Source organism: Flavobacterium sp. NRK F10, assembly GCF_024054235.1.
Taxonomy (GTDB): domain Bacteria; phylum Bacteroidota; class Bacteroidia; order Flavobacteriales; family Flavobacteriaceae; genus Flavobacterium; species Flavobacterium sediminis.
The window spans coordinates 3,140,274-3,163,503 of sequence record NZ_JAMXLC010000001.1; the positions used below are offsets into that span (position 1 = coordinate 3,140,274).

Annotated in this window: 25 protein-coding genes; 4 read left to right on the forward strand and 21 right to left on the reverse strand. The window is 35.0% G+C overall.

What is annotated here, in order from left to right; all coding sequences use genetic code 11:
• Nucleotides 1-47: 47 nt before the first annotated feature.
• Together NHF50_RS14295 and NHF50_RS14300 are read right to left on the reverse strand one after the other, a co-directional pair.
• Nucleotides 48-842, reverse strand: coding sequence for a hypothetical protein (locus NHF50_RS14295; RefSeq protein ID WP_109570293.1), 795 nt, complete (start codon nt 840-842; stop codon nt 48-50).
• 27 nt (nt 843-869) lie between these two features.
• Nucleotides 870-1,703, reverse strand: coding sequence for a UDP-2,3-diacylglucosamine diphosphatase (locus NHF50_RS14300; RefSeq protein ID WP_109570294.1), 834 nt, complete (start codon nt 1,701-1,703; stop codon nt 870-872).
• A gap of 157 nt (nt 1,704-1,860) precedes the next feature.
• Here NHF50_RS14300 and aroC point away from each other — a divergent pair, with 157 nt between their 5' ends.
• A complete protein-coding gene (gene aroC / locus NHF50_RS14305; protein WP_252777342.1) occupies nt 1,861-2,913 on the forward strand; it encodes a chorismate synthase in 1,053 nt (350 codons plus the stop codon).
• Nucleotides 2,914-3,106: 193 nt separating this feature from the next.
• On the opposite strand, the gene NHF50_RS14310 is transcribed toward aroC, so the two are convergent.
• The 3 genes from NHF50_RS14310 to NHF50_RS14320 all read right to left on the reverse strand — a co-directional run bounded on the left by NHF50_RS14310 (nt 3,107) and on the right by NHF50_RS14320 (nt 5,920).
• Nucleotides 3,107-3,250, reverse strand: a complete 144-nt coding sequence (locus NHF50_RS14310; protein WP_170108220.1) for a hypothetical protein — start codon at nt 3,248-3,250, stop codon at nt 3,107-3,109.
• 72 nt (nt 3,251-3,322) lie between these two features.
• Nucleotides 3,323-3,733, reverse strand: a complete 411-nt coding sequence (locus NHF50_RS14315) for a thiol-disulfide oxidoreductase DCC family protein (protein WP_109570295.1) — start codon at nt 3,731-3,733, stop codon at nt 3,323-3,325.
• An 18-nt stretch (nt 3,734-3,751) separates the two neighbouring features.
• Nucleotides 3,752-5,920 (reverse strand): DNA mismatch repair protein MutS, encoded by a 2,169-nt coding sequence (locus NHF50_RS14320; RefSeq protein WP_252777080.1) that lies wholly within the window; start codon nt 5,918-5,920, stop codon nt 3,752-3,754.
• 76 nt (nt 5,921-5,996) lie between these two features.
• On the opposite strand from NHF50_RS14320, the gene NHF50_RS14325 reads away from it, so the two are divergent.
• The gene (locus NHF50_RS14325; protein WP_109570297.1) at nt 5,997-6,662 is read left to right on the forward strand and encodes a uracil-DNA glycosylase; all 666 of its coding nucleotides are present in this window, start codon (nt 5,997-5,999) and stop codon (nt 6,660-6,662) included.
• 39 nt (nt 6,663-6,701) lie between these two features.
• Here NHF50_RS14325 and NHF50_RS14330 read toward each other — a convergent pair whose 3' ends face one another.
• The 7 genes from NHF50_RS14330 to NHF50_RS14360 form a co-directional block, all read right to left on the reverse strand.
• Nucleotides 6,702-6,968: a GNAT family N-acetyltransferase gene (locus NHF50_RS14330; protein WP_308219330.1), complete on the reverse strand. Its 267-nt coding sequence runs from the start codon at nt 6,966-6,968 to the stop codon at nt 6,702-6,704.
• A complete protein-coding gene (locus NHF50_RS14335; RefSeq protein ID WP_252777082.1) occupies nt 6,969-7,154 on the reverse strand; it encodes a hypothetical protein in 186 nt (61 codons plus the stop codon).
• A gap of 289 nt (nt 7,155-7,443) precedes the next feature.
• The gene (locus NHF50_RS14340; protein WP_252777083.1) at nt 7,444-8,220 is read right to left on the reverse strand and encodes a hypothetical protein; all 777 of its coding nucleotides are present in this window, start codon (nt 8,218-8,220) and stop codon (nt 7,444-7,446) included.
• Nucleotides 8,221-8,223: 3 nt separating this feature from the next.
• Entirely contained in the window at nt 8,224-9,111 is an 888-nt protein-coding gene (locus NHF50_RS14345) for a hypothetical protein (protein ID WP_252777084.1), read from the reverse strand.
• 237 nt (nt 9,112-9,348) lie between these two features.
• Nucleotides 9,349-10,281 carry a transglutaminase gene (locus NHF50_RS14350; RefSeq protein WP_109570301.1) on the reverse strand — a complete coding sequence of 311 codons (933 nt, stop codon included), beginning with the start codon at nt 10,279-10,281 and terminating at the stop codon, nt 9,349-9,351.
• A gap of 29 nt (nt 10,282-10,310) precedes the next feature.
• Nucleotides 10,311-11,159, reverse strand: a complete 849-nt coding sequence (locus tag NHF50_RS14355; protein ID WP_252777085.1) for a substrate-binding domain-containing protein — start codon at nt 11,157-11,159, stop codon at nt 10,311-10,313.
• Between the two features lie 94 nt (nt 11,160-11,253).
• Nucleotides 11,254-12,765 carry a succinate CoA transferase gene (locus NHF50_RS14360; RefSeq protein ID WP_109570302.1) on the reverse strand — a complete coding sequence of 504 codons (1,512 nt, stop codon included), beginning with the start codon at nt 12,763-12,765 and terminating at the stop codon, nt 11,254-11,256.
• Between the two features lie 167 nt (nt 12,766-12,932).
• Here NHF50_RS14360 and NHF50_RS14365 point away from each other — a divergent pair, with 167 nt between their 5' ends.
• Nucleotides 12,933-13,736, forward strand: coding sequence for an AraC family transcriptional regulator (locus NHF50_RS14365; protein ID WP_109570303.1), 804 nt, complete (start codon nt 12,933-12,935; stop codon nt 13,734-13,736).
• A 2-nt stretch (nt 13,737-13,738) separates the two neighbouring features.
• Here NHF50_RS14365 and NHF50_RS14370 read toward each other — a convergent pair whose 3' ends face one another.
• From NHF50_RS14370 to NHF50_RS14385, 4 genes are all read right to left on the reverse strand, one after another.
• On the reverse strand, nt 13,739-14,278 hold the full coding sequence (locus NHF50_RS14370) for a GNAT family N-acetyltransferase (protein WP_252777086.1): 540 nt from the start codon (nt 14,276-14,278) through the stop codon (nt 13,739-13,741).
• 81 nt (nt 14,279-14,359) lie between these two features.
• On the reverse strand, nt 14,360-15,226 hold the full coding sequence (locus NHF50_RS14375; protein ID WP_252777087.1) for a nucleoside phosphorylase: 867 nt from the start codon (nt 15,224-15,226) through the stop codon (nt 14,360-14,362).
• A 35-nt stretch (nt 15,227-15,261) separates the two neighbouring features.
• Nucleotides 15,262-15,594: a translation initiation factor gene (locus tag NHF50_RS14380; RefSeq protein ID WP_252777088.1), complete on the reverse strand. Its 333-nt coding sequence runs from the start codon at nt 15,592-15,594 to the stop codon at nt 15,262-15,264.
• Nucleotides 15,595-15,723: 129 nt separating this feature from the next.
• Nucleotides 15,724-16,674 carry an isopenicillin N synthase family oxygenase gene (locus tag NHF50_RS14385; RefSeq protein ID WP_252777089.1) on the reverse strand — a complete coding sequence of 317 codons (951 nt, stop codon included), beginning with the start codon at nt 16,672-16,674 and terminating at the stop codon, nt 15,724-15,726.
• A 195-nt stretch (nt 16,675-16,869) separates the two neighbouring features.
• Here NHF50_RS14385 and NHF50_RS14390 point away from each other — a divergent pair, with 195 nt between their 5' ends.
• The gene (locus NHF50_RS14390; RefSeq protein ID WP_252777091.1) at nt 16,870-18,846 is read left to right on the forward strand and encodes a thiamine pyrophosphate-dependent enzyme; all 1,977 of its coding nucleotides are present in this window, start codon (nt 16,870-16,872) and stop codon (nt 18,844-18,846) included.
• Between the two features lie 81 nt (nt 18,847-18,927).
• Here NHF50_RS14390 and NHF50_RS14395 read toward each other — a convergent pair whose 3' ends face one another.
• From NHF50_RS14395 to NHF50_RS14415, 5 genes are all read right to left on the reverse strand, one after another.
• Nucleotides 18,928-19,986 (reverse strand): DUF3137 domain-containing protein, encoded by a 1,059-nt coding sequence (locus tag NHF50_RS14395; protein WP_109570309.1) that lies wholly within the window; start codon nt 19,984-19,986, stop codon nt 18,928-18,930.
• Between the two features lie 21 nt (nt 19,987-20,007).
• Complete coding sequence (locus NHF50_RS14400) at nt 20,008-20,604, reverse strand: LemA family protein (protein WP_252777092.1); 597 nt, start codon at nt 20,602-20,604, stop codon at nt 20,008-20,010.
• A 110-nt stretch (nt 20,605-20,714) separates the two neighbouring features.
• On the reverse strand, nt 20,715-21,404 hold the full coding sequence (locus tag NHF50_RS14405; protein WP_252777094.1) for an SIMPL domain-containing protein: 690 nt from the start codon (nt 21,402-21,404) through the stop codon (nt 20,715-20,717).
• Nucleotides 21,405-21,537: 133 nt separating this feature from the next.
• Nucleotides 21,538-22,524, reverse strand: a complete 987-nt coding sequence (locus tag NHF50_RS14410; RefSeq protein ID WP_252777096.1) for a BtrH N-terminal domain-containing protein — start codon at nt 22,522-22,524, stop codon at nt 21,538-21,540.
• Nucleotides 22,525-22,611: 87 nt separating this feature from the next.
• A complete protein-coding gene (locus NHF50_RS14415) occupies nt 22,612-23,193 on the reverse strand; it encodes an NAD(P)H-dependent oxidoreductase (protein ID WP_252777098.1) in 582 nt (193 codons plus the stop codon).
• Nucleotides 23,194-23,230 lie beyond the last annotated feature (37 nt).

The following is a 23,230-nucleotide window of genomic DNA, read 5'->3' on the forward strand; positions in this document are numbered from 1 at the left end:
ATATAATTTACAGAAATAATTACAAAATTAAATGTAAGAAATTAAAATTAATTAATATGATATGTATCTAATGTTTCTTCCTGATGTTGACTCTGAGATTGTGATATTCCTAAACCACTGGCAATTGAAGCATCTAAAGTAAAGCTGATATCAGTTGTTATAGCTATGGCTCCAATTCCGTCGGCAAATAAAATCTCAGAGACCATAACATTTTGGTCACTTGGACTTAAAATGTCTTGATCATATCCCGGTATAATAGTAGTGTAAGCTGAAGCTGTTAATATTACATTAGTCGTTTTTACATTTTGATATGTAACATTATTGATTGTTATGCTTTCATAATCTGTTCCGGCTACCGTTTTTAATGTATAGTTCATCGTAACGGGAACACTGTTTATAGTTTGAGAAATACTTCCGCTTTTACTGGATAATTGAGTTCCTGAACTTGCGTTATTGTCCAGAATAGTAAAGTCTGTTACAGATAGGTCAACACCTACCGGTAAACTTTGACCGGCCAAAAAGCTCAGGTCTCCTGTCAACAATAGTTTCTGATTATTGTTTCTTAGAGCATTGTCTTTAAGGCTAGAAGAATAAAATCCGGTTGGGATTACTTCAGTTTCAACTTTTTTATAGGTAATTGAATTGATTACGGTGTCATGTGATATAAAGACAGAATCTCTTGAAGTTGCTCCGTCAGTTACAATATCATAATTCCAGTAGTTTCCGTCATTCAAAGGAAATGTGATGCTAAACGAATTCTCAGGATTATCATCATTATCGTTAGAACAAGAGTAAATAGATGACACTGCTAATGCAATGAACAGGTAACTTTTTAGTCGCATAGGATTATTTTTCGACTAATATAATAATTATTTTTTATGAAAAATAATATTAGCAATTAACTGTTGTGAAAGTTCATTTTCCATATCAATATTTTCATCATCATCTTCCCTGATTTGATTTAAAGGAGTATGAGTATATAGTTTCCATTTTTTACGGTTGTATTCCAGTGCGGTTAAGTTCTCTATCCAGTCGCCGGAATTCAAATAAAGGGTAGAGCCTTTATTATTTGATTTTCTTAATATTTTAGGTTCATGTATATGTCCGCAACACACAAAATCATATTGATTATCAATAGCGATATCCGTTGCTGTTGTTTCAAAATCAGAAATGAATTTTACTGCTTTTTTGACACTTCCTTTAATTTTTTTGGAAAGGGAATAAGGCTCTTTTCCCATTTTGTTCAGACACCAATTGATGAATCGGTTCAGTAAGATCAGGTAATCGTATCCTAATCCGCCTAATTTGGCGATCCATTTGGCAGTATGCACAGAACTGTCAAAAACGTCACCGTGAAAGAACCAGGCCTTTTGCCCGTTTAATTCTAAAACAACTTTGTTAACAAGTGAAAAATTTCCCAAATGTGTGTCACTGAACTTTCGTAACATTTCATCGTGATTCCCGGTAATGTAGTATACCTGAGTTCCTTTGCTGGAGAAATTTATTAATTTTTTGACAACCTTTAAGTGACTTTTAGGAAAATATGATTTTCTAAATTGCCAAATATCTATAATGTCGCCATTTAAAATTAAGGTTTTAGGTTTAATAGAATTCAGATATTCTAATAACTCTGTGGCATGACAACCGAATGTACCAAGATGTACATCTGAAATTACGACTAATTCTACACTTCTCTTTTTCAAAATACTGAGTTTAAACAAAAGAACGATATTTGTTTAAACTAAAGTTAAAGTTAAAGTTATCAGTAGATTAGTTGTTTGTTGGTTTTGTTAAAATAATGTTTCTATAAACCCGCTAATAATGCTTACATTTGTGAAAAACTTAAATGGAATAGTATTTATGGCAGGAAATACATTTGGAACGCTATTTAAAGTAACTACATTCGGAGAGTCACATGGAGAAGCATTAGGAGGTATTATTGACGGCTGTCCGGCTGGTATTGAATTGGATCTTGAGGCAATTCGAACTGAAATGCAAAGAAGAAAACCCGGACAATCAGCAATAGTAACGCAAAGAAAAGAAGAAGACGAAGTTCAGTTTCTATCCGGTATTTTTGAAGGAAAAACAACCGGAACACCTATAGGTTTTGTCATTCAGAATACCAATCAAAAGTCTCATGATTATTCGCATATAAAAGATACCTACAGACCGAGTCATGCTGATTATGTGTATGAAAAGAAATACGGAATCAGAGATTACAGAGGAGGAGGAAGAAGTTCTGCCAGAGAAACGGTTAGCAGGGTTGTAGCAGGGGCTGTTGCCAAACAGGTTATTTCTGATGTTAAAATTACAGCTTTTGTATCTTCTGTTGGCGAGATCTTTATCGACAAACCGTATCAGGATTTAGATTTTTCTAAAATTGAAAGTAATCCTGTCAGATGTCCGGATGAGAAGTCTGCTGAGAGGATGGAAGCCTATATAAAAGAAATTAAAAAGCAAGGTGATACAGTAGGGGGAACAATTACTTGTGTGATTCAGAACGTGCCTGTAGGCTTGGGAGAACCTGTTTTTGATAAATTACATGCCGATTTAGGAAAAGCCATGCTTTCTATTAATGCAGTTAAAGGTTTTGAATACGGTAGCGGATTTTGCGGCGCTAAAATGAAAGGAAGTGAGCACAATGATTCTTTTAATCCGGACGGAACTACTAAAACTAATCTTTCGGGAGGAATACAAGGAGGGATCAGTAATGGTATGGATATTTATTTTAGGGTAGCTTTTAAGCCGGTAGCCACTTTGTTGCAAAAGCAAGATGTGTTAACGAATACTGGCGAGATCATCGAACAGCAAGGAAAGGGGAGACATGATCCGTGTGTGGTACCCAGAGCGGTTCCTATTGTAGAAGCAATGGCGGCATTAGTTATTACCGATCATTTTTTATATAACAAATAGAAGAAAACACAAAGGGACTTTTAAGTCCCTTTTCTATTGCTATTTTACAATTAAAGTTTGATTACTTGCTTATTGTTAAGTTTTTCTATTATCATTCCGATAATAAAATAAATATTAAAAAAAGGATTTGTATTAACCGAATTCAGGTTAACAAGTTTAAAGTTTAAGCATTAAAAAAACGACTAAGTTTTACTTAGTCGTTCCCTTTTTTCTTTTTATCTGAATTCATCATAAACATTACTGCTCCGACTAATCCTAAGATTACCAGTGCAAAGACTACAACCATAATAAACGCTCCGTTATTAAAATTGAATAGAGAAATTAAAAGACTTTTCATAATGATAAGGTTAGAAATTTAGTCAAAAATAGAGTTATAAATATAATTAAAAAATGACAAATATCAGTTGTATCAGAGAAATTTAGCTTTTAATTCCGGTGTAGGGATCATGCAGGATTCTTTTTTGCCATACCATTTATAACGGTTTTTAGCTATGTAATCATAGATGAAATTCTTGATCTTATCCGGTACGACTATAAAGGAATAGAGTAGGGAATATCCGCTTTTTAACTCTTTTGCAATACGCAGAGCCGCTTCTGCCTTAAAATAATAAGCCATGCCCGGTTCGTATAAAATAATGGAATCGGTTTTAGAAGTGTCAATACCTAAATACCGGATCAGTTCTTGTCCGGTTTCCGATTGAATTGCCACAAAGCGGAAAACATCTTTTGGGTCATGCTTTATAATGAATTGAACGGAAGTGTTGCATAAATTGCAAACCCCGTCAAACAGTATGATTTTTTTATCTTTCGGAAAATTCATTTTTAATGAGACAATTAGTTATAAAGGCTGAATATATTCTAACTGATCTACGCTGACTTTAGAAGTGAAAATTCCATAGTTTACAGTTGCTTTATTTTTTTCAATGGCATCAATAGTACCGATCGCTTTTCCATCGATCATTCTCACTCGGTCACCGACTTTCAGAACGACTTTCGGTTTGTTTTGCTCAACTTCTTTTTTCTTCTGCTTTTCTTCTTTTTTCTTCTCGCGAATTTCTTCTACTTTTTCTTTTACTTCTGCTATAACTTGTTTTTCAATCTTTTGTTTGATGACTTTTTCTTTTTTGGTGATTTTTTTACGTTTTGAATTTTCAATTTCCACCATTTTCAAAAATTCACCGATCAACGTTTTCTTGTCTTTATTATTGAAATATTTCTCAGAAATATCATCCAGTTTCTGACCTAAATAAATCAAGCGTTGGTTAGCATCATATAATTCCTGATAGCGCTCCAGTTTGTCCTGAATTTTAGCATTGATCTGTTCCATTTTTTGGCTTTCCTCACGAGCCTTTGATTCTTCCTCTTTTAAGTTTTGAGAGGTTTTTTCCAGTTTAGAACGCTCTTTTTGTAAAGTCGCAATGGTTTTATCGAAACGAACTTTACTGCGTTCGATCTTCTTTTTAGCGCGATTGATCAAACCGTATGGTATTCCGTTCTTTTGTGCCACTTCAAACGTAAATGAACTTCCGGGTTGTCCCAAATGCAATTTATACATGGGTTCTAATGATTTTTCATCGAACATCATGTTTGCATTAATAGCAAAAGGCAATTCATTGGCCAATATCTTTAAATTGGTGTAATGGGTCGTAATGATACCGAAAGCTTCTCTGGCATAGAATTCTTCCAAAAAAGTTTCCGCCAGGGCTCCTCCTAATTCAGGATCAGATCCGGTACCGAACTCATCAATTAAGAACAAGGTCTTTGCATTGCACTTTTTAAGAAAGTAGTTCATGTTCTTCAAACGATAGCTATAGGTACTTAAATGGTTTTCAATGGACTGATTATCTCCGATATCTGTCAGTATTCTGTCAAACAGAAAGGTTTCGCTGCGCTCGTGAACCGGGATCAGAATACCGCTTTGCAGCATCAGTTGTAATAAACCAATGGTTTTAAGGGTAATACTTTTACCTCCGGCATTAGGTCCTGAGATGACGATGATTCGGCTTTCATTGTGCAGTTCGATGGTTTGCGGGTAAATCGGCTGCTTTTTAGTACTGTTCGTCAGCCACAGAATAGGGTGGTAGGCTTCTCTGAAATACAAGCGTTTTTCATCCGTGATCTTTGGCAACAAAGCATTGATCCGGTGTGCATACTTCGCTTTAGCGGCAATAACATCAATATCACTTAAGAACTCCTGATAATCAGCTAAAAGGTCTTTATAAGGTCTGATCTGATTGGTTAGTTCTTTTAAAATGCGAATGATTTCTTCACGTTCGTCCTGAAGCAAACTGTTCAGCTCTCTTGAAAAACGCAATGTGGCATCGGGTTCAATGTAAACAATACTTCCGGTCTTAGAACTTCCCATGACCGAACCTTTTACTTTTTTACGATGCATTGCTAAAACCGCCAGAACACGTCTGTTGTCTACGACTGTTTCTTTGATATCGTCTAAATATCCTGCCGAATTGTATTGGGAAAGGGCAACCCCGAAGCTTTGGTTGATCTTTCCGCGTACCAATTGGATGTTTCTCCTGATGTTCACCAGATCCGGTGAGGCATTGTCTTTGATCTCTCCGTATTTATCAAATACATTTTCAATAGCTGCTACAATAAATTTCTCGATTGTGATTTCAGAGGCTTTGAGCTGTAGTTTCGGATAATATTCCTCAAACTTTTTGAAGTAGAGAACCAGAGTTATCGTTGTTTCTGCTAAATGAATGATCTTTTTAAAACCGGACGCTTCTAAAAAACTGTCTTCAATTCCTAAAAATTTCAGTTCATTTGAAACAGTTTCAAAGCCGTGATTCGGAATGGCATTATTATTCGTAAACGAAGCCAGATATTCTGAAGTTTGGTTCAGATTATCTAGTAGTTTTCCTTTGTTTTTAAAAGGTAATATGTCTTGTGCTTTTTGTTCGCCGATCTCAGTGTGACAATATTCTGAAATGGTTTGCAAAATGGTTTTAAATTCTAAGTCCTGTAAAGTTTTATCAGTTACTGAAATCATTCTAATTCGTTAGCTTTTTATGCAAATTTACACGCATTTGGACGAATAATTTCTATTTTTGAAAAAATTTTAAAAGATGCAAGTAAAAATCAATTCTTCCTGGCAACCGTACTTACAAAATGAATTTAATAAATCGTATTTTCAATCGTTAGTTGCATTTGTAAAAGAGGAATATACAAACTATAAGTGTTATCCTAAAGGGAATCAGATTTTTGCAGCCTTTGATGCTTGCTCTTTTCAGGACGTGAAAGTTGTCATTATAGGGCAGGATCCGTATCACGGAGCCGGACAGGCAAACGGCTTGTGTTTTTCGGTTAATGACAGTATTCCTTTTCCTCCGTCACTCATCAATATTTTTAAAGAAATTGAGCAAGATTTAGGTAAGCCGATACCTGAAACCGGAAATTTAGAGCGTTGGGCAAAACAAGGAGTTCTGCTTTTAAATGCTACTCTGACCGTACGGGAAGCTTCTGCCGGAAGCCACCAGAATAAAGGTTGGGAAGCCTTCACAGATGCCGTAATTGATGCTATTTCGCAAAATAATGAAAAAGTTGTCTTTTTACTTTGGGGCGGTTATGCTAAAAAGAAAGGTGCTAGAATTGACAGAAATAAGCACTTTGTTTTAGAAACCGGACACCCGTCGCCATTAAGTGCCAACAGAGGTTTGTGGTTTGGAAATAAACATTTTAGTAAAACGAATGCGTATTTGGAACAAATAGGGAAGGAAAAGATCATTTGGTAATAAAATATCGATTGTATTTTTTTCAGTTAAAACTTGATATTATTGTTCAGTTTTATAAACGTCCGGATTAAATAGTTCCATATATAATTCCGGTTTTGCCAATTTAGTAAATCCGTATTTTTCATAAAGCCAATCTGCAGTTGATGTCAGTAAGATCCATCGTCTCAGGTTTTGTAAATCAGGATGCTTCATTACGAATTCCATGAGTTTTTTTGAAAGTCCTTGTCCGCGGTAATTTTCTAAAACATAGATATCACCTAAATAAGCAATTGTAGAAAAATCAGAGATTACTCGTGCAAACCCGATTTATTTATGGTTGTGGAACAGTCCGAAATTTAAAGAATTGTCGATTGATTTTCGAACTGTTTCAAATGGTATGTTTGCACTCCAACCGGAATGTTTGGATAAAAACTCGTGAATGGCAACTATGTCTAACTTTGCTTTATTTGTTGTAATAAGAAATTCTCCAAATGTTTGTTCAATATTTTTCATATTTAATTCTATATTTTCTAATTATTCAGGATATTAAAAAATCTCTTAAAGAATAGATTTCTTTAAGAGATTTTCTTTATTTAGTTTGAAAAATAAAAATACGGAAAATACCTGTACTTACTGTTAATTATTTTTTGCCGTCTTTAGAGCCACTATTAACTTATCAGTATAGGCTATTTTATACTAATTAACTCTCCGTTTGGTAATTTTACAGAGAGTTCTGTAATTTGAATATCTATCTTTTTTAATAGAGACATTGCAAAAATCATTTCTTCAATTAGTGTTTCTATCATACTGTTTTAAAGGTTATTTTAATTTCAGAATATAAATTACTTGTTTCAGTTAATTTAGTTGGCTGAACAGAAAGTCTAACATTCGGAATCTGAAAGTTTGAATCATTAATATTTTCGATAGATTTTCTATCTATTAAGATTGTCGTTTTTCCAGACTTTTCATCTTTAAAATCAATAACATCGACCTTTTTTTGAAAAGTAGGAAGTGAAATTTGTTTTATAGCTTCTTTACTTTCATTAATTAGGGTGATGTTTGATTTTAATAACTTAGCGGATTTAGCACTTTTGTCACCTGTATCTTGTTTAAACAGGTTTGTTAATTCTAATTTTGCTGTTATTTCTCCTGAGTCTACGACTATATTTGAAGTGTTTGATTTATTGATTAACGTTTTGAGTATAGCTTTGCGTTCTTCAACTAAAATATCTGAAACATACTCAGTAATAGCATTATATCCGGCATTGGTAAGTTTTTTATTAAAAACAAGATTCTGATTTGATTCAAAAGTTTCAGTCAAAAAATTAATTAAATTCTCATTAACAACCATCTGCTTTTCAATTTTAAAACCAAAATATTCATATTTTTTGGCTTCAATCTCATCATTTGAAATGAAATTTTTAATAAAGGCATTGTTCGGTAAATTCAATTTACTTTCTAATGCTGCATACTTTTCTAATTGATAATTTTGAGAAGACAAAATCGCATCAAATGTTTCTTGTATTAATTGAGAAACAAACTCAGAAAATCCTAAAGAAACTTCTTTAAAATTTGCCATAATTTATCCGTTTAAAGGTGCGTAATCAGTTTTGAATTTTATTAAAACTCTTCCGAAAATATCAACTTTACTTCCGCTCGAATCGTTTTGATATGACTTAGCGGTATTTACTGTAATAGTTCTCGTCTTTGTTTTGTCTCGTCCTTTAAAGATTCGACCAAATACACCTCTCTTGTCTTTTGTTTTTACTTTGGCTTTTTCAGAATTTCCGGTATTAATTCCACTAGATGAATTATTCCAAGTTGAAAATGTCAATTTAGTCTCAATTTCCCCTTCGGTAACCACCAAACGCATTACTCCTTGTTTTGCAATTGTTTGTAATAAACCATATTTATTTGAAGTAATCAGAGCAGCAATTGCATCGTAGATTTGTTTGTAAGTAGGTATATTGTTAGCCGCAATTTCTCCTCCGGCTAAGACAGCATTATTGTATTGGTTTAAAGCATTTAATCCTGCTATCTCGCTTGGGTCTTTTACTTTTTCAACTAATTGTGTCACAGCAGGTGCAAGTCCGTTTATTAATCCACCCCACCAGGTTTCTTGAGTAGCAGGTAGAGGATTACTTGGATTTGAAGGGTCTTTACCAAAGAGTTCATCACTTGGAGATTCTAATTGTGATAAAACTGTTGTTAATTCTGAATTATCAATCTCAGGTAAGTCATAATTCAATACAAATTCTGAAATCTGGTCGAAGTCCACACCATCTTGAGTATTATTGATGTAAGTAGATAAATCTTGAGTTAAAGAATTGACAAAATTTGAATATTCTTCCATTTGAAGTACATGTGCTTCTACTAAAGAATCAAATACTCCGGTTACTAATTCTTTTGTAAATTCCACAAAGGGAATATCGCCAAATCTGGCTGCGGTGTCAATTGCGTAATTGTTCATATTGTTTGATTTTAAAATTAATAAAACAAATTTCTTTTATTTAAAATCAATACCTGTAAGGAAAATAACCTGATTTTACAGGGTGTTTTCCCTGTTTATTCTTGTTGTTCATTTATAAATGTACAGAACATTATCTCTTTTTAGAAAGAGAATAAATGTATATATGTATATTTTTTTTAAAATAAAATAGTCAATGCATAAATCAATAAATTAAGGAAAGTTAAAAACTATAATAGTTTAAAGCGTCAATTCCCCTAAAATTTCTTCTTTCATAAAAGGACCACCGGGATAGGTGGCAGTGTAGTCTAAATTCATCCAGATCTTGCCCCGTTCGTCAATATGGTAATGAATTTGTTGGTTTTTACTCTCTTCAGTAAAAAGTACTTTTTTAATTAAGTACATAGCGGTTTCCAGATCGTTTTTATCTCCGATCAGCATTTCGGGATACATGTGTCCTCCGGTGTGAATAATTCGCGGAGTTCCACCAATGGCTTTGATACAGGCAGCCATAAGAATAGCATGATCGTCACAATCACCCGAAAAATGCTGGATACTTTCTGAAGCATAAGCTATATATTCACGGCCCTGTGGGTCGTTGACATAATTCCAGCGGTGTTTGATCTCCGCAAAAACGGCAAAACACTGAATGAGCTTTCGGTCTTTCGGATATTGCTTAACGGCTTGCTCAAAATGTCTGGTTGTAGCCATCAAAGCAAAATTCCGTACTTTAGGATTGGTAAAATCAACAGCGTCTATGATCTTGGATTTATTAGGAAAAGGCAAAAGCTTGGAAATGATCAAATCCTGTGGCTTAGGGTTTTCACTCATAGAATAGATCATATAACGGTAATCTTCAAACACACGTTCAAAACCGTATTCTCCGAAAACCGTTCCGTAGATCAAACTGATAAAATAGATAAAGACACAAAGAATGATGATGGTTTTCAGACTTTGTAAAAGCAATTGAATAACTGCCAGAATCAAAATAAAAAGAAGGATACGGTCTAAGTTGTAAGGCCAATTCAACTCAATCAGATTTTGATGCGCAATGAGAAATACCGGAACGGCTACCAGAATATTGAGCATAAAAATGATGACCGTGTCCCATGGCTTTGGTAACGAAAGCTTTTCTTTGATCTTGGTAAAAATGTTGGGCCTTTGGGTCGTCATCCTACTTTTAAAACGATAAAATTAACTAATTATTTAACGATCGCTTCAAAAGGTAATTTTTTTTCAATAATTTTTAACGTTAGCAGTCGGTTTTGTATCTTTTCTAATGTTTTGACATCAAGTTTTTGCTGCGACCATTGGGTTAAAGCCAACCATTGCTGAATATCTTCTAATTTTTGATCGTATTTAGAGGCTAAAGTTCGGTCAATACTCGGAATCATTTTAAATTCTTCCGTTGTGGTATTGATAATTTCCAGGATCTGATCGATAATTTCAGGATCGTTTTCTAAGACTTCATTGCGAACAGCAATTACAAAGCAAGGCCACAGAGTAGGGCAGTCGGCAATTCTACGGAAGGTACCGTTGTCTACCAACGGTTGGGTCATAAAACGTTCCCACATAAAATAATCGGCTTTGCCGGAAGTTAAGGCTTCCACAGCTCCGTCAATAGTATTTACGATCTCAAATTGCAATTGGCTGGTGTCCCAATGTTGATTTTCAGCATTTACAAAACTCATTAGATGAGATCCCGAACCTAAACGGGAAATAGCTGCTTTTGTGTCTTTTAAATCGGATAATTTTTGATATTGAGACGCTGCCGCAACGTGAATTCCCCATATTAGCGGACTCTTGACATATACTTGTACTATTTTTGACGGATTTCCGGCTACGATATCTTTTACAATACCTTCTGTAAGGATCACGGCAATGTCGGTTTCTCCGTCGCGGAGCATCTGGCACATTTTTCCGGTTCCCTCCGGTACATCGGTCCATTGCAGGTCAATTCCGTAATCTTCAAATTCTCCGTTTTCAATACAAAGGTGCCAAGGCAGATTAAAGTGTTCCGGAACACCGGCTATTTTTATTGTTTTGCTCATTTTTAGTTCAAATTTAGTTAAAAGTAACAAACCCTAACATAAAATGCTAGGGTCTGTGTTACAAAAATAAATAAAAAACAAATCAAAAATATGATTAAACTGACACCATACTATTTTCTTTCATAGAGCCCGTTTCTTTAAAGCGAATGTGAAAATTAAAAGCTTCTTCCAAAATGTGCGGAGTATGTCCGCCTCTTTGGCATGCTCTTGTAAAGTAATCCTGGATTGCTTCTTTGTAATCCGGATGTACACATTTTTCAATGATAACTTTAGCTCTTTCTCGAGGTGCTAAACCGCGTAAATCGGCTAAACCTTGTTCTGTTACTAAAATGTCAACATCGTGCTCCGTGTGGTCTATGTGTGATACCATAGGCAACACATGGGAAATAGCATTGTTTTCTTTAGAAGCCGATTGGGTTACGAAAATGCTCAAATACGAATTACGAGCAAAATCTCCCGAACCACCAATACCATTCATCATTTTTGTTCCTCCGATGTGCGTGGAGTTTACGTTTCCGTAAATATCGAACTCAATAGCAGTATTGATAGCAATAACGCCTAATCTTCTGATGACTTCTGCGGCATTACTTATATTTTGTGGTCTTAATACAATTTTATCTTTATATTGGTCAAAGTTTTGCATTAAATTACTGTAACATTCTTTGGATACGGTAATGGATGAAGCAGAAGCAAAATCCATTTTACCGGCATCGATCAATTCAAAAGTACTGTCCTGCAAAACTTCTGAATACATGATCAAATTTTTGAAATCCCCTTTGGTAAAACCGGTTAAAACTGCATTGGCTACTTTACCGATACCTGCTTGAAGTGGCATTAAAGACTCGGTCATTCTTCCGGCTTTAACTTCGTCTTCAAAGAATTTTACCAGGTGATTTGCAATGGCAATTGTTTTTTCATCGGGTGGGGCAATCTGGGCAGGGCTGTCAGTAATATCCGTAAAAACGATACCGATTACTTTTTCAGGATCAATCGTAATGTATTCATTACCGATTCTACCGTCTACAGAAGTGATTTCGTAAGGTTTTCTGTTAGGGTAGGCTTCCGGTAAATGAACATCATGTATTCCTTTTACAGTCGTTGGGATTTCAGTGTTGATCTCAATGATGATCTTATCAGCCATTTGAGCAAATGTAGCGGAGTTTCCTATTGACGTTGTCGGGATAATATTTCCGTTCTCATCAACATAAGCAGCTTCAATGATCGCTAAATCTAATTTGGATAAATGACCGTTTACCAGAAGTTCTGAAGTTTCACTTAAATGTTGGTCAATAAAATAAACTTCTCCGTTATTAATTTTACCTCTTAACGTAGGATCAACCTGAAATGGCATTCTTTTTATTAATGCATCGTTTTTAGCTAAATCCGTATCTGTTGTGTGTCCTAGTGAGGCTCCGGTGATTAAAGTAATGGCAACATTTTCATTTTCAGCTCTTTTGGCAAAAGCGGGAAGAACAGCTTTGCTATCTCCGGCTTTTGTAAATCCGCTTGATCCTACAGTCATTTTATCTTTTATTAAAAAAGCGGCTTCATTGGCTGAAATTATCTTATCTTCGTAGTCCTTAAACAATATTCTTTCAGATGTCATATTTAATTAATTTTCTGTTGTTTTGTTAAAAAACAAATTAAAATTTTATTAATATTTTATTTGGGTTTGGTTGTTTTAATAAATACTTTACAATTTTATAAATAAAATTTAACGGCGCTATATCGTTATAGGACAAATAAATATTCATTTAAGACACTGGATTTTTAATGGTAGAAAAATATTACATAAAGGGTGTTGATATCGACCAAAATAGTATTTATTGTCACCATGACTTGATGGGTGAGTTGTTGATTCCCACGCATAAACACGAAAAAAGTCAGTTTTTATATACCGAAGGGGGAATTGTTTATGTAACTACAGAAACTAAGACCTATTTTTTACCGGCACGTCATTTTATGTGGATTCCAAGCGGAGTAAAACACAGTATTCATCCTAGTTCGGAGGATGTAATGATGCGTAATTTGTATTTTCCTGATGAAAAGAATGATGTTTCCTTTTATAAAACAGAGGGAATTTACCCTTTAACGGATTTATTGTTACAGATGATGTTGTTTACTAATAGGTGGAATGGAAATTTAAAAAAAGGGTCCAGAAATTATGTGATTGCTAAAGCTATTAAAGCTATTTTGCCTGAAATATGTGTAAATAATCTGCCTTTGGCTTTGCCTTTTCCTAAAGATGCCCGATTGATAAAGATTATTCAGCATCTGGAAAAAAATTACCAGGAACCGATCTTATTTTCGGATCTGGCTAAAAAGTATGGCTTTACCGAACGGACTTTACACCGTTTGTTCCATAAAGATCTGGGAATGTCATTCATTCAGTTCTTTACGATCAAGAGGATGCTGAAAGCTATTGAACTGATGATCGAAAAGAAAATGACGATCAATGAAGTAGCTATTGCTGTGGGCTATAACAGTGTGCCTACTTTTAGTAATACCTTTTACAAGTTGTTAGGGCAGCGACCTTCTGAATATATAAACGGAGTAGAAGTACTAAAAACGATTTAGTGTTATTCTTTATTTTCAGGATGAAGCATTTGCCACCATTTCCAAAGGATCCCGTCTTCTGCTACATACTCTTCCATAAACTGCATACCGCATTTTGACAGTACCCGGTTTGATGCTCCGTTTTGTGCATGTGTATAAGCATTCATCTTATCAATGTTCATCTGACTAAAGCCGTAATCCAGCCACATTTGAGTAGCTTCAGTAGCATATCCTTTATTCCAATGAGGCTCATTTAAGCGATAACCGTAATCAAAAAAGTTGGTATTTCCGTTTTCTATGTGGTCGTTAACAAATTTGATTCCTGTCCAGCCGATGAATTCTCCGGTTTCTTTCAGAATAGTAGCAAAACGGCCAATGTTATTTTCTTTGTATTGTTTCTGAACGTATTCGATAACCTTGACTGATTCTTCAATATCCTGAGCGGGTTTGTTCCAGAGGTATTTATGTACGTTAGGATTACTGTCCATTTTGAACATAGCTTTGGCATCTGTTAGTTCTAACGGACGAAATAATAAACGCGGTGTTTCTAAAAGTATGTTCATTATTATATAGTTGTTTATCACTTCGAGCAGAGTCGAGAAGTCACATTATTATGAGATTCCTCACTCTGTTCGTAATGAGAATTATTCTGCTAATTTGTTTAAAGCATATTCAATTAAGCTCTCAACAGCTTTATAGGGGTCTTCGCTAAAAGTTCCGTCAGCACGATTGGCAATAATAGCATTCAATGATAAACATTGGTGTCCTAATAATTTACCTAGACCGTAAATGGCTCCGGTTTCCATTTCAAGATTGGTCATCTTTATACCGTTGAAATTAAAGTTGTCCATTTTTCGGTTCAATTCCGGATCTTGAATAGCTAAACGTAATACGCGACCTTGTGGACCGTAAAAACCACCGGCGGTTCCGGTAAATCCTTGAAATATTTGATCGCTTTCAAATTTTTTAGCCAAAGATTCACTTCCTTTAATTACATACGGACGTCCCTTTCTGAGATCCCAATTGGTTTGCGTGATGAATGCTTCTTCCATTTCAGTTTCTTTAATTTCATCAATAACATAGGAATGGATCATATTGTCTAAGCCTAAACCGTACAAGCTCATTACTATACTGTCACAAGGAATATCTGCTTGTAAAGAACCGGAGGTTCCTACTCTGACAATATTTAACGAAGTTAATTCTTCTTTAACGGTTCTGGTTTTCAGATCAATGTTAACCAAAGCATCCAACTCGTTCATAACAATGTCAATGTTATCCGGACCTATTCCTGTAGACATAACTGTTAAACGTTTTCCTTTGTATATTCCGGTTTGTGTTTTAAACTCCCGCTTTTGGGTAGTGAATTCAATGGAATCAAAGTGTTTCGTTATTTTTTCAACTCTATTCTGGTCGCCCACAAAAATGATATCATGAGCAATGTTTTCCGGTTTGAGGTTGATGTGATAAACACTGCCGTCAGGGTTTAAAATTAATTCTGAAGGTGCAATCATGCTTTTATATTATTTAGTTTGTTTTTTGATTTGATCTATCCGCCAACACGTTTGGTTTTAAAGCCTTTTTCCTGTAAAATCTTCATGATCTTATCGCGATAGTCGCCTTGAATAATGATCGCTCCGTCTTTAAAACTTCCGCCTACGCTTAGTTTGGTTTTAATTTCCTTAGCCAAAATTTTAAAATCTTCTTCTTCGCCTTCGTATCCTTCAATAATGGTTGTCGGTTTTCCTTTTCGCTTTTCGTATTTACAAATCATAGGTTCTTTTTGAACGAATAATTCATGAGGTGTATTATCTTCTGTTTCCGGTTCTTCGGATGGTTGATGATCCGGAAATAACTTTTTTAATTGGTCTTGTAAATCCATTTGTATTATTTTTAGCCAAGAGCTTTACAACAAAGTTAGTAGTTTCGTTTAAAAATACGAAGCTATTAAAATCAAAAAAAGACATCAAGAAAAACTCAATGTCTTTTTCCTATCGTTAAAACTAAAAAATTATTTTTTGATAAGGCCTAATTCTACCAATCTTTCGTGTAAAAATTCACCGGCAGTGATATCATCATACAATTTAGGATGATCTTCATCAATGCAATGCTCTAAACAATTTAAAGGCATTTCGCTTACCGGATGCATAAAGAACGGAATAGAGTAACGAGATGTTCCCCATAATTCTTTAGGCGGGTTTACTACTTGGTGAATCGTAGATTTTAATTTATTATTGGTATGGCGTGATAACATATCACCCACATTGATCATCAATTCATCAGGTTGAGCAATCGCATCGATCCATTCTCCGGCATGGTTCTGAACTTGTAAACCTTTACCGTGCGCTCCCATTAGTAAAGTGATTAAATTGATGTCACCGTGTGCAGCAGCTCTCACCGCATCTTTAGGCTCTTCGGTGATAGGAGGGTAGTGGATAGGTCTTAAAATACTGTTTCCTTCCGTTACAAATTTGTCGAAATAAAATTCGTCTAAACCTACATACAGTGCCAAAGCCCTTAAAACGTAGATTCCTGTTTTTTCTAACATTTTATAGGCTTTTTCGCCTACTTCGTTAAAATGAGGTAATTCTTTTACTTCAACATTTTCCGGATATTCTGCTACGTATTTTGAATCTTCCGGAAGGTATTGGCCAAAGTGCCAAAACTCTTTTAAATCACCTGTGGTACGACCTTTGGCTGCTTCTTTACCAAAAGAAACATAACCACGTTGTCCGCCAATTCCTGGGATTTCATACTGAGATTTAACGGCTACAGGCAATTCAAAAAAATGTTTTACCTCACTGTATAAATCTTCAACCAATTGGTCATCTAAGAAGTGACCTTTTAATGCTACGAAACCGATTTCTTCGTAGGCTTTTCCGATTTCATTTACAAATTTTTGTTTGCGTACCGGGTCATCCGATAGGAAATCACGCAAGTCAACACTTGGAATTTTTTGCATTACTTGTTTTTTGTTAATAACTTAAATCGGCTTAAAAGCTGTATTTTACAAATATATAGAAATGTTTCGATACCCAAATAGTAAAGTTATTAACAATCATTTTCAGTGTAGAGCAAGACTTAAAATATTTATTATAACAAAATACGCTCAAAATGTTATTTTTTATACTTTTGGATAAACTAAAACCAAAAACTAATGAACTTCGATAGAAAAGATCTAAGTAATTCACAATTAATTGATTTATATAAGAAGCTTTTAAAACCGCGATTGATCGAAGAAAAGATGTTGATCTTACTTCGTCAGGGAAAAGTTTCCAAGTGGTTTTCCGGGATCGGTCAGGAAGCTATTGCTGTGGGAATCACAGCAGCTTTAGATACTGATGAATATATTTTACCGATGCATCGCAATCTGGGTGTTTTTACAACACGTGAAATACCTCTGCATCGTCTTTTTTCGCAATGGCAGGGCAAAAAGAACGGTTTTACTAAGGGTCGTGACCGCAGTTTTCATTTCGGTACGCAAGAATATAAAATCATCGGAATGATTTCGCATTTAGGGCCTCAAATGGGCGTTGCCGATGGAATTGCATTGGCTAATAAATTAAAGCAGAACGGAAAGGTAACAGCGGTTTTTACGGGTGAAGGTGCTACTTCTGAAGGTGATTTTCACGAAGCTTTAAATGTGGCTTCTGTCTGGCAATTACCGGTTTTGTTTGTTATAGAAAATAACGGTTACGGACTTTCAACGCCGACTAATGAACAGTATGCCTGTAAAAATTTAGCCGATAGAGGAATCGGATATGGCATGGAAAGTCATATTCTGGACGGAAACAATCTTTTAGAAGTATTTCATAAAATTACTGCATTAAAACAATCACTTCAGGAAAATCCGCGTCCGGTTTTATTAGAGTTTAAAACATTCCGAATGCGCGGACACGAAGAGGCGAGTGGTACTAAATATGTTCCGAAGGAATTGATGGAAGAGTGGGCTGTGAAAGATCCGGTACAAAATTTTAAAGAGTTTCTTTTGCGAACTTTTGTGATGAATGAGGAAAAGGCGGAACAAATTGCAGCAGAAATTAAGCAAGAAATTGATGAGAACTGGGCAATTACACAAGCTGAACCTGCATTAGAGGCTTCTTTAACGGAAGAATTAGGTGATATGTATCAACAGTATGATTATCAAGATATTCCTTATAATCCTGAAACGGAAAATATCCGTTTGATCGATGCGGTTTCACAAGCGTTGCGTCAATCAATGGAGGTGCATTCTAATCTGGTAATCATGGGGCAGGATATTGCAGAATACGGCGGTGCTTTTAAGGTAACTGACGGTTTTGTAAAGGCTTTCGGAAAAGAGCGGGTTCGCAATACGCCTATTTGTGAAAGTGCTATTGTTTCTGCTGCTAATGGTTTGTCGATCAACGGTTTTAAAGCAGTAATGGAAATGCAGTTTGCTGATTTTGTTTCTACCGGATTCAATCCTATTGTCAATTTGTTAGCAAAACAACATTATCGCTGGGATGAAAAATCGGATGTGGTAGTGAGAATGCCTTGTGGCGGCGGTACACAGGCCGGACCTTTTCATTCGCAGACGAATGAAGCTTGGTTTACTAAGACTCCGGGATTAAAAGTAGTGTATCCTGCTTTTCCTTTTGATGCGAAAGGTTTGTTGAATACGGCTATTAATGATCCCAATCCGGTTATGTTTTTTGAGCATAAACAATTATACAGAAGTATTTATCAGGATGTGCCGAAAGATTATTATACTTTGCCTTTCGGTAAAGCTAGTTTGATCAAAGAAGGAGATCAGGTTACTATAGTTTCTTTTGGCGCCGGGGTACACTGGGCATTGGAAATTTTAGAGCAGCATCCGGAAATTTCAGCTGATCTGATCGATTTAAGAACACTTCAGCCGTTGGATTCGGAAACGATCTTTAATTCGGTTAAAAAGACCAGTCGTTGTATCATTCTTCAGGAAGATACGTTGTTTGGTGGTATTGCCAGCGATATTTCGGCAATGGTTATGGAAAATTGTTTTGAATATCTGGATGCTCCGGTAAAACGTGTCGGAAGTTTAGAATCGGCTATTCCGTTCATGAAAGTGTTGGAAGACCAATATTTACCGAAACAACGTTTTGAGAAAGAATTAACCGAATTGTTACAGTATTAGCAAAATGAAATAGGGAAGAAGTGAAAAGAAGCTTACTATAGATACCTGAATTGTATCAGGATTTTCTTTTCACTCCTTTTGTTAGTCTTTAGTCCAGATTCGGGTATCTAAATTTAAGTCTTTGACGATCTTTTCGAAAGAATTTATTTCATGGATATATGGGATAAAGTAATCACCGTCTTTGATTTTAGTAGCAATACTTGCTTTAAAAAAGTTTTTATCCCAAGGAATGATAAAATACATTTTTCCATTGATAAAAGAAACGATCGGTAAAGCTTTTTCGGATTCAGAAAGGGTATGGATCCGGTCGATCAGATTTTGTGAAAGAACGTAATATCCTGTTTGAACATCAGACGTATAAATGTTGTATTTATCGTTAATAAAAGGGTTTTCGACATTTATTTTTGAAAGTGTTTTAGGGTCTAACATTTCATATAATTTGTCTTTTAACCGATCATTTTTTTTCGGAAGCATAAAAACTTTTCCGTTGAATTCTTTGTGGAAATCAGCATACATGAAAAAGCCTGAAAAGAAAATGTTAATTTCTTCCACAATGCCGATTATGGCATCGTCCGCATTATCATTATCGCCTGTAAAGATATTTTTGATTATAAGTATCGGGATCAAAATAATTGATAGCAGACATCCGCCAATGGTCTTTGCATAGTTGATCTGTTTTTTGAAGAACTTTATTTCGAAAAATTCAACATCAATAGTGCCGATCTTTCCTTTAACATAGTCTTCTCCTTCGATTTCAAAGGTGTTTGCAAAGAACCCTTTTGATAGGAATTGGCTTTGCTTTAGTGTTTCGCCATTATATCCGTGCGGTGCATATTGAAACGTGTCATTGATATGTTTGAAAATAGTTGGTAATACCTGGTTTTTCAACTGGCTTTCAAAAACTTTTTTCGGGTCGTTGATGATAGAAAGCAGAAAAAGAACAATACCGGTTGCAATGACTGCCGGAATTAAAACAGGAACAATGAAGTTTATGATCAGTAAAATAAAAAACACACCTTTTAATAAGGTTCGAAGAGGTTTTATAATCCTGAAAAGATAGTTTAATCGAACGGCTTTGATTCTCTTTTTTTCAAGAAATACAGCCTGTTCGTTCAGAAATGATCGTAAATCATCATTCATGGGAGCTTCTTTTTATTTTAGTTATGCGTTGAATAAATTCTTTAGATCCGGTGCTTTCTTGGTGGCTTCGTCTGCCTGAAAATACGGACGTAATTTGAAATCATTAATACTTGCTAAAATATTGGAAGGAAAACTTTGTATGGCATTATTTAAGTTGTTTACAGCAAAGTTATAGGCTCTTCTTGAAGCGCTGATCTGTTCTTCTACTTCGTTAAGAGTTCTCTGCAAGTGCAACATATTTTCATTCGACTTTAGTTCGGGATAACTTTCAACATTAACCATCAAGCCTTTTACCAATCCGCCTAGTTCGTTTTCCAGATTGAATCTTTCATTAGAATTGGGATCTATCTGGGTAATTTTGCTTCGCAATTCGACGATCTCTTTTAATGTATCTTGTTCGTGCGACATGTATTTTTTAACACTTTCAACCAAATTAGGGATCAGTTCGCCTCTTTTCTGAAGGGCAACATCTACACCACTGAAAGCATATTCTACCTGATTTCTCTTTTTCACCAATCCATTATAGATCACAATGAATACGATAAGGGTGATGAAAAATACAGGAAGTGTAATAATAACTATAATCAATAGAATGAGGTAAGCTGTAGTTTTATTCATGTCTTAGTATGGCACAAGTTCGTGCTTTTGGTTAATTTTTTCAAATATATTAAAATTTCTGTCAGGAAGCAGATGTTTTTATACTTGAAAATCCTTAAGAATAACCAAGCTTATTTCAGTGCAAAATAAACGGTAACCGTTGCTTCAATTCTTATTTTATCAAAGCTGATATCTAAATCATCTCCATTTATTTGATTGCTTATCGAGTTTAATCCTCTAACATTTAACCCCGAAGCTCTACCGAAAATATTAGTTTCCAGATCCGAGATGTAGATAGCAGGACCTAATTCCTGATTGAGATTTTTGACCATTTCTTCCGCCTGTTTTTTAGCTTTTAATATGGCTTTCCCTTTAAGTTCAATTTTTAATTCTTCTATTTTTGAATATTCGGTTTTCAGTAATTCAACATTTGAAATTTCCTGACTTTCCAGTTCTTTAAGAATTGTACCGGCACTGACAGCATCAAAAATTTCGAGTTGGTAATTTTTAGTTTTTTGAATGTCTGTTTTTTTGAGGAAGTAATCTTTGAAGTTACTTGAGATGTCTTTAAGTGTAAGTTGCTTTTGTATATCCACATTGTTTTCTAACAGTACTTTTTCCATTCTTTTTTCCAGTTCTTCTACAGAAACTTTGCCTTTAGTATTTTGTTCCGCAAGCGTAATGGATAAGGTAATTTTATCCGGGATCACTTCTGTAGTATACGTAGCCTTAGTTTGAAGTTGGGGTGTTTTCGTAAAATCGTTTACTTGAGCTAAACTCACTAACGGAATGAATAAAAGGATAAAAAATAAATTTTTCATGTGTTATTTTAATTGTGTAGTGTGAATAATAAGAGTACTTTTTTCAAATGTACTAAAAATACGAGCTAAAAGCTGTGTGAACCACCAACAAAAAGAGGATTATAATGGACTTGAAGTATTTATATGTGTGTTATTAGACACTGATCCTTTTTAATTTTTCCATACTTGTTTTTTCTTTTTCAGATAGCTCAATGAGGATATCCGAAGCTTCATTAATATATTTGAAATTCTCTGTTTCTCCTATCCTGTAAAATAAATCGGCTACTGTTTTCCATAGCGTAGCTATAGTATCATATTCATGAACAACTTTTCTGATCTCATTTGATTCGAGAATTTCTCCGCTTTCCTTAAGGAAATCACGGTATAAGTTTCTGAATAGTGATCCTCCGGTTCCTCCATTTTCCATTAATGAGGCTGAAGTTTGAAAGTCTTTTTTTATATTTTTACTTGTCTTGAACCATTTTTGAATTTCTGAACTTGTCTTATATATCCCTTTATAACCGATATTTTGTATAGGTGGATTTAAAAAATCTGTAGCATTACGATGAATAGCTTGTTTAATTGCATCTTTCCGGTCAGGCAGTTTTCCCTTTTGGTGTATTGTATACGAACGGTTTCTTGATGACATAGGTCCTTTTTCATTTCTTGCCAGTTCCAGACTTTTAAGAGATGTTTTGGCAACTCTTTCTTGTTGGTTAGTATCGTTCAGGTATGCAAATTCATTGTCATAACCGTAGATAGAGGCGTAGTGTCCTGCAAAGTGAATCTTATTGGCGAAATAGTCCAAATGATAACAATCTAATTTTAGTCCCACTGCTTTTCCATTATCGAGGTTTTGCTTAACATTCAGCCAAGCTTTATTGACAGAAGTCGTTTCATGGACTTCCAGTTTTAGGTTCAGGTTACGACATATATTTTCGGTTAAAGCATCGGGTTTGATTCGACCGCCTATAAACGGAAAATCCATGATCTTCATATTCCAGAAAATATATCCGAGTCCTTCTCCTAAACCGAATAGCATGGGTTCGGAGAGTTCGATTCCAAGTTGGTAGAGCAAGCTTCCTGTGGCAGTAGTTTCACAATGTTGTCCGTTAAAGGGTTTAAAATGTTCCAGAATCATGTTTTTATTTCAAAAGTAGATCATAGAAGTGACAACCCTATGTCAGGAGAATTCCGGTATTTTAAAAATCAGGTAAAAATTTTAAGATTACTTTAGTTTTTGACCTAATGCTTCTACTTTTTTTAGCCATTTTTCTCTTTTCGGAACAGTTGTAGTTTTTATGGGACCGAAATAAGTTACTTTAACTGGGCTTACGCCGCAAAATTTGAGTGTAGATCTTTTCAACTGATTTACACTAGGTTTTCCGAATGCAATGCTGTAATACCATGAAGGTTGGTCTAGTGTCGTTATGATATGACCGGTTTTTCCGGATAATAATTTATCCCACCAAAGGGAATTTTCCCGATATTGAAAAGCAAATCCGGGTAAAAAGAGGCGGTCTATAAAACCTTTGGTAATTGCCGGAAGTCCGCCCCACCAAACCGGGTGGATCCAGACTAAGTGATCTGCCCATAGAATTTTTTGCCAGGCATCCATCAGATCAGGTTCCAGTTCGGTTCTTTTCTGGTAGCCGAATTGAAGGTTAGGGTTAAATTGAAGATCCGCTATAATGATTTCCCGAATTTCAGCACCTGAGCTTTCCGCTCCTTTTTTATAAGCCTGAGCAATGGCAAAATTGAAAGAGTCTTTATTGGGATGTCCGTTGATAATTACTATTTTTTTACTCATTTTGTTTACAGTTTTATAAAGCAAATGTAGTAAGGTT

Coding starts and splice junctions, on each gene's coding strand:
- NHF50_RS14295 (WP_109570293.1), bottom strand. CDS start 842: ATGCGACTAAAAAGTTACCTGTTCATTGCATTAGCAGTGTCATCTATT.
- aroC (WP_252777342.1), top strand. CDS start 1,861: ATGGCAGGAAATACATTTGGAACGCTATTTAAAGTAACTACATTCGGA.
- NHF50_RS14310 (WP_170108220.1), bottom strand. CDS start 3,250: ATGAAAAGTCTTTTAATTTCTCTATTCAATTTTAATAACGGAGCGTTT.
- NHF50_RS14315 (WP_109570295.1), bottom strand. CDS start 3,733: ATGAATTTTCCGAAAGATAAAAAAATCATACTGTTTGACGGGGTTTGC.
- NHF50_RS14320 (WP_252777080.1), bottom strand. CDS start 5,920: ATGATTTCAGTAACTGATAAAACTTTACAGGACTTAGAATTTAAAACC.
- NHF50_RS14325 (WP_109570297.1), top strand. CDS start 5,997: ATGCAAGTAAAAATCAATTCTTCCTGGCAACCGTACTTACAAAATGAA.
- NHF50_RS14335 (WP_252777082.1), bottom strand. CDS start 7,154: ATGAAAAATATTGAACAAACATTTGGAGAATTTCTTATTACAACAAAT.
- NHF50_RS14340 (WP_252777083.1), bottom strand. CDS start 8,220: ATGGCAAATTTTAAAGAAGTTTCTTTAGGATTTTCTGAGTTTGTTTCT.
- NHF50_RS14345 (WP_252777084.1), bottom strand. CDS start 9,111: ATGAACAATTACGCAATTGACACCGCAGCCAGATTTGGCGATATTCCC.
- NHF50_RS14350 (WP_109570301.1), bottom strand. CDS start 10,281: ATGACGACCCAAAGGCCCAACATTTTTACCAAGATCAAAGAAAAGCTT.
- NHF50_RS14355 (WP_252777085.1), bottom strand. CDS start 11,159: ATGAGCAAAACAATAAAAATAGCCGGTGTTCCGGAACACTTTAATCTG.
- NHF50_RS14360 (WP_109570302.1), bottom strand. CDS start 12,765: ATGACATCTGAAAGAATATTGTTTAAGGACTACGAAGATAAGATAATT.
- NHF50_RS14365 (WP_109570303.1), top strand. CDS start 12,933: ATGGTAGAAAAATATTACATAAAGGGTGTTGATATCGACCAAAATAGT.
- NHF50_RS14370 (WP_252777086.1), bottom strand. CDS start 14,278: ATGAACATACTTTTAGAAACACCGCGTTTATTATTTCGTCCGTTAGAA.
- NHF50_RS14375 (WP_252777087.1), bottom strand. CDS start 15,226: ATGATTGCACCTTCAGAATTAATTTTAAACCCTGACGGCAGTGTTTAT.
- NHF50_RS14380 (WP_252777088.1), bottom strand. CDS start 15,594: ATGGATTTACAAGACCAATTAAAAAAGTTATTTCCGGATCATCAACCA.
- NHF50_RS14385 (WP_252777089.1), bottom strand. CDS start 16,674: ATGCAAAAAATTCCAAGTGTTGACTTGCGTGATTTCCTATCGGATGAC.
- NHF50_RS14390 (WP_252777091.1), top strand. CDS start 16,870: ATGAACTTCGATAGAAAAGATCTAAGTAATTCACAATTAATTGATTTA.
- NHF50_RS14395 (WP_109570309.1), bottom strand. CDS start 19,986: ATGAATGATGATTTACGATCATTTCTGAACGAACAGGCTGTATTTCTT.
- NHF50_RS14400 (WP_252777092.1), bottom strand. CDS start 20,604: ATGAATAAAACTACAGCTTACCTCATTCTATTGATTATAGTTATTATT.
- NHF50_RS14405 (WP_252777094.1), bottom strand. CDS start 21,404: ATGAAAAATTTATTTTTTATCCTTTTATTCATTCCGTTAGTGAGTTTA.
- NHF50_RS14410 (WP_252777096.1), bottom strand. CDS start 22,524: ATGATTCTGGAACATTTTAAACCCTTTAACGGACAACATTGTGAAACT.
- NHF50_RS14415 (WP_252777098.1), bottom strand. CDS start 23,193: ATGAGTAAAAAAATAGTAATTATCAACGGACATCCCAATAAAGACTCT.